The sequence below is a fragment of the Methanospirillum hungatei genome (assembly GCF_020216685.1).
GTDB classification, from domain to species: domain Archaea; phylum Halobacteriota; class Methanomicrobia; order Methanomicrobiales; family Methanospirillaceae; genus Methanospirillum; species Methanospirillum hungatei_B.
The window spans coordinates 1-10,000 of sequence record NZ_JAIWNS010000080.1; the positions used below are offsets into that span (position 1 = coordinate 1).

Sequence of the window (10,000 nt, forward strand, 5' to 3'; positions counted from 1 at the left end):
AATCATAAATGTGTTGGTAAAAGAAGGCTAATTTATAGATTTAATATAGGCAGCGCATATGCTAAGTAGTTATAAATCTACAGATTCAGGTTTAAAAGCAGCAACATGGAGATCGCCTGAAGCCCGGGGTAATTTAGGCATGGGAAGGTTCAGGGATCTCAAGAGAGAATGAGAAGTTTTCAGGATTATTATTTAAAATTTTATAGGTGGCAGTTTTCACACGGCTGGTAATACAGCCGGCAATGGCTTCGTTAATAGACTCTAGAGCTTCTTCGAGTGTATCACCTTCAGAAAGGCAGCCAGGAAGCTCAATACATTCCATTACAAAATGTCCTTCTTCATCTTTTTCACAGAGGATTGTTAGTTTCATAATGATCAGGAATATTATTACTAGTTTGTATTATCTATTTTTCAGAGTAATAATCATTTTTGACTATATAAAAAGAATCCAATTTTAGCAGGGAGTAAAGATAATGCACGAATGAGAATATAATTGTAAAATAAGTGAAAGAAAGGTTAGGAGATATTCATGAAAAAGAAGGAAGAGGTCATCTCGGTATTGAAAGAAAAACGACCTGATATCATCCAGAAATATCATATCACCCGGATTGGCATCTTTGGCTCGGTCATCAGAGGCGAAGCCGGGCCGGGAAGTAACATCGACATTCTGGTCGATTTCAGCGATGATGCCAGCCTTCTTAATCACTCAGGTCTGAAGATTTATCTTGAGAAAATATTCGGACAGCCTGTAGATGTTGTTCCTGAACGTGCAATCAGGGCAGAACTCAAGACACCTATCCTATCAGAAGTTGTGTATATATGAGAGACCCTTATCTTTACCTTCAGGATATCCTCGATACCTGAACCAGAATAGAACGGTTCATAGAAACTCTTTCCATGAATGAATTGAACAGAAAATAAACATTATAATCCAGATGGCCCTACCTTGAGATGACTGATATAGGAAGGAGATGGACCCGTAAGAATTAGTTCACTAGAAAAGCTAATAATATGGAAACAGAAAATGGATAGTCAAGGAGAATAAGCATATGGGAGAGAGAATGCAATTCAATGTCATTATCGAAAAAGATGAAGACGGATGGTTTGTTGCAACCGTTCCTTCACTCCCGGGGTGTCATACTCAGGCACAAAGTCTTGACGATCTATTAGAGAGAATACGTGAAGCAATCGCGTTGTATCTTGATGTTAGGGGCACAGCAGCCTGATGAAGAATTGTAGTCCTTTGTTGGCGTGGAGAATCGTTTTTGTTGAAACCTGCGAATTCTCCTCCCAGGAAAATAGAGTTTTTCCAATTTTATGATGCGATAAGAAAAGTAAGAGACCTGACATACCAATGGTTATCGAACTTTTAACCGAGTTTATGAAACCAGAAAGGTAGAAATTCCTATTAAATATCCAAAGATTACAAAATTCTCTTAGATTTTGGCCTAATTTGTGTAAGACTCACCGACGAATTCTCAAGCCGAGATTTCCCTTTTAAATATTAAAACCGTCGCAATAACGCCAAAAACGATATTCAGATAAAACATAATGAGTCTCCAGAGTATTATAAACACTCCAAGAACTGCTGTTGGGACAAACAAGGCATAGAGCGAGGTTGCTGAGATTTCTGCTATCCCTGATGCACCGGGAGTTAAGGGAATCATACTGATAAGAGCGATGATTATCTGACTTAACATAGATTCAGATATGGACGGGGGAAGACCAAGCCCCATAAGAATAACAGATGCTACAATGAATTCGGAAAACCAGAAAAGAACGGAGAATACTGCACCCTGAATAATTCCCTTCTTTCCATGGCTCGTGAATGCAGTAATACCAGAGCAGAAATTATCAAACTCGACATCAGTGCTGGCAATGATCCGGTGAATACCCGGAGTCTTCATCTTTGCCTCAATCCAGTGCAAAAGACGCATCACCTTGTCTTTCGCTGACTCTGGTTTTCGTGCTGCAAAGAACAGAACAGCAACAAACAGAATGAGCACTGCCAGAGAGAAGAATATGACAAAAACAATACCTTCTCCCATATCCCAGATGACCTTGCCCATCACCAGGAGACTGAAGACTGTGAGTGCAACGAGGATAACGGCATCGAGCACCCGTTCCATGATGACCACAGCGGTCGCATCCCCAAGCGGCATATCAGCCTTATAGAGCTCGTGAATCCGAACCGGTTCTCCTCCGGCCTGACCGGGGGTTATTGCACCGATAAGCAGGTTTGCAACCACCATATTGTAACAGTGACTGTATTTTACGTGGTAGCAGAGTGATGCTGCCATGACCTTTATTCTGGCCGCCCAGAGGGAGAATGAGACGAACCGAAGTCCGATGGCGATGAGTAAAAACCAGATATTGATATGGGTGAGGTATTGAAGGGTATCCTCGTTAAATGTTGATGCAAGAATAAAGACGAGGATTGCCATGGAGAATGCCAGAGACAGATAGAACCATTTTTTCTGTGTTTTATCCATGATTTCTCTCCGTGGCGAAAATTCCTGCAGATATTAAATTTAGTACTATATCTTCTTTCGCGTTATCTATTCTGGAAGAAGGGAAAGCCGTTCCAGTACCTCTTCGGCGGCATCAATACCACCATCAAGGTACAGGGCACCGGCAAATGCTTCCATACACTCTGCTAGCACTCTGCCTGATGTCCAGACATGCATCCGTGCTTCACCCTTCCCCCATCTGACATACTGCTCAAGATGAATGGAACGGGCTGCATCCCGGAGTACTGACATATTGACGAGATCCATCTTCTTGAGGGATACCGCCCCTTTATCATGCTCACCGCCCTTTACAAGCCTGGTCAGGATGATAAGCTCAATAACGGCATCACCAAGCGTTGCCAGGGCATCAAGATGGGAATCTTCAGAAAGGCCCTGCTCCTTACTGTAGGCAAGTCTGGTCAGCGCCCGGAGCAGGAGAGACTTATCCCTGAAGGTATAACCGGTAACCCGCTCCAGCTGTTCAGGAAATAATTCGGCAGTCATCAGTTACCGGGATCCAAGCATCTCGCTGATTGAACGGGCTGCCTGTTTTGCCCCTCCCATCGCCATGATGACCGTTGCTGCTCCGGTTGTGACATCTCCGGCAGCAAAGATCTTCGGATGAGAGGTCCTGCCATCTTCTTCTGTGACAACATTTCCTGCCCTGCCCTTATCAAGACCAGGGATCTGACTGACAAGGACCGGGTTTGGACCCTGACCGATCGCCTGAATGACGACGTCACAATCAAGGGTAAAGGTGTCATTATCGATTGGTTCAGGTATTGGCCGGCCACTTTCATCAAGGTTGCACATCTGCATCCGGATACATTCAATACCGGTTACCACCTGTTCACCTAGAATCCGGATCGGATTTGCACAGGTAATAAACTCGATACCCTCTTCTTGTGCATGATGGACCTCTGCTGCACGGGCAGGAAGGTCTTCTTCACGTCTCCGGTACACAAGATTTACCTGTGCGCCCATCCGTCGTGCGGTACGGGCTGCATCCATCGCCACGTTTCCGCCACCAACGACGACCACTCTGCTCATTTTTGCAACAGGGGTGTCATATTCAGGGAACCGCTCAGCATGCATAAGATTAACCCTGGTCAGAAACTCATTTGCAGAATAGACACCGCTCAGGTTCTCGCCAGGAATTCCCATAAAGTATGGAAGACCTGCACCGGTTCCAAGAAGTATGGCATCATATCCTTCCAGTTCTTCAAATGAGACCGTTCTTCCGACCAGATGGTTCAGGCGGAGATCAACTCCCATCGCAAGGATAAGGTCAATCTCTGCTTTTACTACGTCTTTAGGAAGACGGAATGAGGGGATACCATAGGTCAGAACACCGCCAGGGGCATGAAGTGATTCGTACAGGACGACATCATGACCGTCCTTTGCTAGCTCTCCGGCTGCAACAATGCCTGCCGGTCCTGAACCTATGACAGCGACCCGCTTTCCGGTTGCAGTCTTTCGTGCAGGGACAGTAAGACCCTTTGCCCGTTCCTGGTCGGCTGCAAACCGCTCAAGCTGACCAATCCGGATGGGGGTATCTTTCTTTCCAAGAATACACAATGCCTCACACTGGGTCTCCTGCGGACAGACACGGCCACAGATTGCCGGAAGAAGGTTCTGCTGCCGGATACTCTCTGCTGCCGGTAAAAACTCTCCCTTCGCGATGAGGGCAACAAAAGCGGGAATGTCGATATTGACCGGACATCCGTCAACGCATCCGGGTTTTTTGCACTGAAGACACCGGCCTGCTTCTTCTATAGCCTCTTCAGGGGAGAGTCCGGTATCTACCTCTTCGAAATCCTTCAGACGGTCAGCAACGCTTCTATCTCCCATTTAATGCTGCCCTCCGCAGGTACACTGGTGTTCTTTCCATAATGCCAGGGCTTCCTTCTCATGCTCCATGTAATATCGCTGACGTTGCATCAGGTTGTCAAAATCGACCTGGTGAGCATCGAATTCCGGTCCGTCAACACAGGCAAACTTTGTCTTCCCGTCAACAATGCATCTGCAGGACCCGCACATACCGGTTCCGTCGACCATGATGGGATTGAGCGAGACAAAGGTCTTGATCCCCTGCTCACGGGTCACATTGGATGTGACTTTCATCATAATGGTCGGTCCGATGATCCAGACCGCATCAACCTTCTCTTCACTGATAACCTGTTTTAAAAGGTCGGCTGCAAATCCGTGATGACCTTTTGAACCGTCATCAGTTGCTATGAGAAGTTTGTCACAGATCTCTGCCATCTCATCCTCAAGGATAAGAAGATCTGCATTCCGTGCTCCAAGTATACCAATAACCCGGTTACCGGCATCTTTTAAAGCGTGTGCGATAACGGGCGTTGATGCAATACCAACACCACCGCCAACCAGCACACAGGTCCCATATTTCTTTATTTCACTCGGGCATCCCAGTGGTCCGGCGATATCGCTGATGGCACCTCCGGCAGGAACTGCAGCAAGGGCATGCGTGGTTTTCCCAACCGCCATGAAGATGATTCGGACCAGATCTCCGGAAATCTTTGAGATTGTTAGGGGAATCCGCTCACCGGTCTCATCAGTCCGTACGATAACAAACTGGCCGGCCTTTGCATTCCTGGTCACATGGGGAGCGTTTACCCATATCTCATAGACATTTTCGGATAATTTGAGAGATTTTTCGATTATATACACCAGATGTCACATCCGGAAAAAATTATTCGGGCCCTTATTTATTGCCCGTCCAGCTTCTTTACTTTACGCACCCGGACAGCAACACCGCGGGAGGATCGGATCATCTCATCAGCACTCATGACTGCCCGTCCGGTTGTCATGGCCTTATCTCCGATGACCAGCACTTCATCTCCAGGGCGGATGACCGGGTCGGCATCAATGACACCAGGTGCCAGGATATCACCCTGGGGCACGAAGTCATCGATATATACCCGGTACCCGGTTTCAATGAGCGACCAGCCGTCAAAGGTGGGCCTCATCATACCATGAGCGGGGTCGGTTGAGAAGTAGAGATTTCTGCCCCGCTTTACCACCTGCTCCGGGTATGACCCTTTTACTTCAAGGTTTGGCGCCCTGAGATCATACCCGAACTGGAATGAGATCATCCCTCTGACCAGGTGCGATTTGACCTTTCGCTCTCCGGAAAGGGCCTCGCTTAATGCCTGAAGTGATGCAGGATCTGTCAGCCGATCTGTCTCGCAGGTGAATTCTATTTCAAATCCTGCCTGATCCGCTGCATCCTGTGCTATGATTCGTGCATCCCCATCCAGATGAGCAATGACCCGGCGGTAGGGATGTCTGGTAAAGTACCTGACCAGAGTCTTTGTGATCTGGTACCGCTCCTCATGGTCCCAGTACCCGGTGACCGGCACATCATATGCTGCGGCAGGATAACAGAGCTCAAGATCACGGGGAACAAGTCCCAGAGGTGATGTCATGATCAGTTCATGTGCCCGTCTTCCGATGGCCTGGCTGAACTTGCGGTGAGACTGGGAGAGGCTGTAGGGTTTTTTTGCTGAACAGGGGATCAGAACCGCCACATCTGCAACCGGTGGGATATACCGCTCAATCAGCCGGTCTGCAAACCGTCTGACCTCGACCCGGTGAATACTGTCCCCGGATGTTGCAAGGAAGGGACCAGTACGGGATACCGGGCAATACTGCTCCATCCGGTCTGACTTCTCAATATGCCGCATGATCGAGACAAATTCGGGTTTTGTCCTGCATCTTCCATCAAGAAACTCACGAAATGTCCCGTCACGAATCCTGCGTCCGATTCTTGCGAGTTCCTGGTCCAGTGCAATCCGGTTATGAATGAGGAGATCTCCGCTCAGGCATCCCTGGCAGGAGCAGAGACCTTCCTCCATCACTTTTTCCGGGTACTGCCCGTCTGGGAGACAAAATTTTCCCTGTGTCGTCGCCAGGTCGGTTGCGATATAATCAAAGAGATCAAAACCGGCATGAACAAGAATGGCCGCATTTTCCGGCAGGGCGGCACCGGGGAGGTACCAGCAGGTGTCCGGCGGTGTGGTTGCCTTCAGCTGATCCAGGAACTGACAGAAATCACGGGGTCGGGAGAGCAAAGTATGCCAGTTCGGGCTGATGACCGTATCTCCTGACTGGATATCGGCTGGTGCATGCATATGGAGAGGGATTGGTTGTTCTCCGTCACGGATCAGGAACCGGGATACAAACTCCGGATCCTCGATTGGCGGGATGTTTGTTCCGGTCCGGGTATTCAACGCAGGAAAGAGCCGGGTTGCATCAGTAGCAGACGGGAAGAGGAGAACAGTATCGTCCACGGTCAGGCGGCCAAACCGGGCTGTTCCGTCACGGCTGAGGATCTCAACTCCCTTCATCCTGCACCTCCACGGTGGGGAGAATCTGGTTTATCAGTTCTTTCCAGATCGGACGACACCTGATGGTGAAATGAGAGTCCGGGTTTGCCTCCATGAGTCTGGCAATGCCGATACATCCGGTTTTAATCATCTCCTCATCAAAATCAGGGATCTCACTCTGCCCGATGGGGAATGTCTCGGTCAGTTCTGCTGGGAAGGGACCAAAGGGAGGCTTGAAGTAGAATACTGAATCATATCCTTCAGTCTGTTTCTTCTTGATATGCCGGCTGAAGCTGATGAGGGTCCGCTCTCCGGTAGTAAGCCGCCCGACCATCTGGTGATACCGCACGACCTCGGTCCGTTTGCAGCTCTCATCTCCTCGATAGAAGAACCGGCGTTTCGTCTCCCGGTCAAGAGCGGTGAGTTCTTCATTATATCCCAGCAGGGCCCGGTATCCCCGGAGCAGGGCAGGATGAGAACGACACCGCTCATCTACCAGTTCCCAGAGTACCCCGTCGCGGATGGCCTGCCTGACCCGGTTTATCTCGGCAAGGGAGACCCGCAGGTTATGCATGGCAAGGAGTCGCTCCCGGTCTGGTGATTCGTTCAGTTCTTTTGCGGTATGACCGACACAGACCGGACAAGGACAGGGGAGGTAGGAGAGTTCGTTCAGGTGATAACTTCCGTGAGTGGTCATATACCGCCCGTCCTTGGCATAAAGGGCATAGGCTGCAGAATCAAAGAGATCGCACCCCATTGCCACCGCCAGGGCAAACATGGACGGGTGACCTGCTCCAAAGAGATGGACACAGACGGCTGGAGAAAGACCGCGTTTTGCAGCCATCACGACCTTTACAAGTTCAGCATACCGGTAGGATTCCATGAGGGGGACGACGGCACCGATGGGACAGAACCGAAATCCTGCCTCTGACAGTCTCCGCCCCGTCTCTTCACGAAGGTCAGGAAACAGACCACCCTGAACCGGGCTGGCAAGGGTGTGGTGCTCATGGTCTGCGATATCTTTTGCCTCCATGATCCGGTCCATGGTAATCGAGAGTTCCTGTTCCACCTGCTCCCGGGGAGAGTCCGGATGTGTCGGAATATCGAGCGGGACGATGATGTCTGATTTTATCGCCTGCTGGAATGCGATGGTCTTTTCATTCGTTATCTCAACTTCGCCATAGACCGAGAGCTGAAAAGATCCAGAATCGGTCATGATGACTCCGTCGAAATCCAGGGTCTTTGCAAGACCATCAGAAAGGGCACGCTCACGATACTCTTCAGACCGGGAGAAGATGTATGCATTGGTGATAACTGCTTCAACACCCATCTCCTGCATCTCTTTCGGGGTTATCAGGTTCAGGTGCGGGTTGATAACCGGAAGCAGAGTCGGGGTTTTTACTGTCTTGCCTTGTCCGGAGAGTTTTCCGATTCTTCCGGCGATGTCTTTTTCAATAATTTCAAAGGAGAGGGTCATATATGAAACGTGTTTCGCATTATTGTTGGTCTCCAGATTATGCTCTCGATCGCTCGTGTGAGTGGTATTGGTTATCTAAACGATCAGGTACGTATTATTTGTGAGGGTTCACTGATTGGTTTTTCGGAGGGGGAAGGAGGGATGTGGAGTTGAACAATTTAAAATTATTCGATAAAATGGGAAATTGTATTGTTTGATTCTGGATTAACTCCTGAAGAATTTCTTCATTTATTAAATAATCGTGGTTACTGAACCGGTTGCATCACTCCAAACAGTTTATGCAATGAGACACAAAGCCAAGTTTTCTGTAATTATATATCTAACCGATCAGATTTTTCTTGCGTAAACGCGATATTTGGAAAAAATGATTGATTTTATCTCAAAAATAGTATTACATCCTTTATCTCCCAGAGACTGCCAAAACAGATATCCAAAGTCCGCATAAATAGTAGTTAGGGATGAATAGAAAACCGGTATTCCGAATAGGAACCGATGACTTTAAAGAGCTCATCGATGAAGGAGGATATTTCGTAGATAAATCTTTGTTTATCCGTGAAATTATCGAAGGGAATAAAGTTGTACTGCTTCCCCGTCCTCGTCGGTTTGGCAAAACCCTCAACATGACCATGCTCAGATACTTCTTTGAAAAAACAGAGAACGACCAAAATTATCTTTTTGAAGGATTAGCCATATCTGATTACCCAGAATACCAGAAACATCAGGGGCAATACCCGGTAATATTCATCAGTCTGAAGGATGTCAAAGGCACCTCCTGGTTTGAGAGTAGAAAACGACTGGTTGAGAAGATTGGGGAACTACTATCACAGTTTAAATATATCGAACCGACGCTGGATCCAATCTATCTGGACGGGTTTTACTCTATCCTCTCTGGAAACCCCGATGATGCTTCAATGAAAGCCAGTCTGAAAAACATTATTACATGGCTTTACAATTATCATCAGAAACCCGTCATTGTCCTTATTGACGAATATGACAGCCCTATGATCGAAGCATGGACACATGACTATTACCATGAGATGACAGAGTTCATGCAATCATGGCTTGGCGGTGGACTTAAACATGAAAACGCCCATGCCCTTTACCGGGCAGTCATCACCGGAATTCTTCGGATTGCAAAAGAGTCGATATTTTCTGATCTCAATAATCTCAAAGTCATCTCCACTCTTCAGTCACATAAAGTATCACAGATGTTCGGATTTACCGAACATGACATCAATACAATTCTATCAGATTTCTCTATTCCGGATCATGGAAACGTCATTCGAGAGTGGTATAATGGATACTCCTTTGGAGATCAGGTGATCTATAACCCCTGGTCTGTAACGAATTATATTGATAATCTGCCTGATCCACCCGGCTCTCACTGGCTCAACACCTCAGCCAACACCCTTGTATTTGAGGAACTCGGTCATGGAGGGATTGAAATTAAACGTGATCTGGAGAAACTACTTTCCGGAGAAGAGATTAGGTACCCGATTACAGAGACAATTACCTTCAGGGATATCGGGAGAAATCCTGCAAACATTTGGAGTTTTCTGTACTTTTCAGGATACCTCAGGGCAGGAGATCCGAAATTTGCAGATTATGATCCGAACCTCCTCACATATGCATTGAGTATTCCAAACAAGGAGATTTCGGTAGCG

10 protein-coding genes are annotated in these 10,000 nt (G+C 47.7%); 3 read left to right on the forward strand and 7 right to left on the reverse strand.

Going from position 1 to position 10,000, the window contains the following annotated elements; translation table 11 throughout:
• Nucleotides 1-133: 133 nt before the first annotated feature.
• Entirely contained in the window at nucleotides 134-370 is a 237-nt protein-coding gene (locus tag LDL35_RS04795; protein ID WP_304020048.1) for a type II toxin-antitoxin system HicB family antitoxin, read from the reverse strand.
• A 159-nt stretch (nucleotides 371-529) separates the two neighbouring features.
• Between LDL35_RS04795 and LDL35_RS04800 the strand changes: the two genes are divergently transcribed.
• Together LDL35_RS04800 and LDL35_RS04805 are read left to right on the forward strand one after the other, a co-directional pair.
• A complete protein-coding gene (locus LDL35_RS04800) occupies nucleotides 530-823 on the forward strand; it encodes a nucleotidyltransferase family protein (protein ID WP_304020050.1) in 294 nt (97 codons plus the stop codon).
• 226 nt (nucleotides 824-1,049) lie between these two features.
• Nucleotides 1,050-1,226, forward strand: a complete 177-nt coding sequence (locus LDL35_RS04805; RefSeq protein WP_304020052.1) for a type II toxin-antitoxin system HicB family antitoxin — start codon at nucleotides 1,050-1,052, stop codon at nucleotides 1,224-1,226.
• A 252-nt stretch (nucleotides 1,227-1,478) separates the two neighbouring features.
• Here LDL35_RS04805 and LDL35_RS04810 read toward each other — a convergent pair whose 3' ends face one another.
• The 6 genes from LDL35_RS04810 to tgtA form a co-directional block, all read right to left on the reverse strand.
• Entirely contained in the window at nucleotides 1,479-2,492 is a 1,014-nt protein-coding gene (locus LDL35_RS04810; protein WP_304020053.1) for a flippase-like domain-containing protein, read from the reverse strand.
• 66 nt (nucleotides 2,493-2,558) lie between these two features.
• Complete coding sequence (locus tag LDL35_RS04815; RefSeq protein WP_304020055.1) at nucleotides 2,559-3,014, reverse strand: ribonuclease III domain-containing protein; 456 nt, start codon at nucleotides 3,012-3,014, stop codon at nucleotides 2,559-2,561.
• 3 nt (nucleotides 3,015-3,017) lie between these two features.
• Entirely contained in the window at nucleotides 3,018-4,361 is a 1,344-nt protein-coding gene (gene gltA, locus LDL35_RS04820) for an NADPH-dependent glutamate synthase (protein WP_304020056.1), read from the reverse strand.
• On the reverse strand, nucleotides 4,362-5,201 hold the full coding sequence (locus LDL35_RS04825; protein WP_304020058.1) for a sulfide/dihydroorotate dehydrogenase-like FAD/NAD-binding protein: 840 nt from the start codon (nucleotides 5,199-5,201) through the stop codon (nucleotides 4,362-4,364).
• 38 nt (nucleotides 5,202-5,239) lie between these two features.
• Nucleotides 5,240-6,880, reverse strand: coding sequence for an archaeosine synthase subunit alpha (gene arcS, locus LDL35_RS04830; protein ID WP_304020059.1), 1,641 nt, complete (start codon nucleotides 6,878-6,880; stop codon nucleotides 5,240-5,242).
• Complete coding sequence (gene tgtA, locus LDL35_RS04835) at nucleotides 6,867-8,336, reverse strand: tRNA guanosine(15) transglycosylase TgtA (protein WP_304020060.1); 1,470 nt, start codon at nucleotides 8,334-8,336, stop codon at nucleotides 6,867-6,869. Before tgtA ends, arcS begins: the two co-directional genes overlap by 14 nt.
• 458 nt (nucleotides 8,337-8,794) lie before the next feature.
• Here tgtA and LDL35_RS04840 point away from each other — a divergent pair.
• Nucleotides 8,795-10,000: AAA family ATPase (locus tag LDL35_RS04840; protein ID WP_304020062.1), on the forward strand; the 1,206-nt coding region annotated here is incomplete at its 3' end.

Bases quoted from the DNA above. Each gene is read 5' to 3' on its own strand.
- gltA (WP_304020056.1), bottom strand. From the start codon at position 4,361: ATGGGAGATAGAAGCGTTGCTGACCGTCTGAAGGATTTCGAAGAGGTA.
- LDL35_RS04805 (WP_304020052.1), top strand. From the start codon at position 1,050: ATGGGAGAGAGAATGCAATTCAATGTCATTATCGAAAAAGATGAAGAC.
- LDL35_RS04810 (WP_304020053.1), bottom strand. From the start codon at position 2,492: ATGGATAAAACACAGAAAAAATGGTTCTATCTGTCTCTGGCATTCTCC.
- LDL35_RS04815 (WP_304020055.1), bottom strand. From the start codon at position 3,014: ATGACTGCCGAATTATTTCCTGAACAGCTGGAGCGGGTTACCGGTTAT.
- tgtA (WP_304020060.1), bottom strand. From the start codon at position 8,336: ATGACCCTCTCCTTTGAAATTATTGAAAAAGACATCGCCGGAAGAATC.
- LDL35_RS04800 (WP_304020050.1), top strand. From the start codon at position 530: ATGAAAAAGAAGGAAGAGGTCATCTCGGTATTGAAAGAAAAACGACCT.
- arcS (WP_304020059.1), bottom strand. From the start codon at position 6,880: ATGAAGGGAGTTGAGATCCTCAGCCGTGACGGAACAGCCCGGTTTGGC.
- LDL35_RS04795 (WP_304020048.1), bottom strand. From the start codon at position 370: ATGAAACTAACAATCCTCTGTGAAAAAGATGAAGAAGGACATTTTGTA.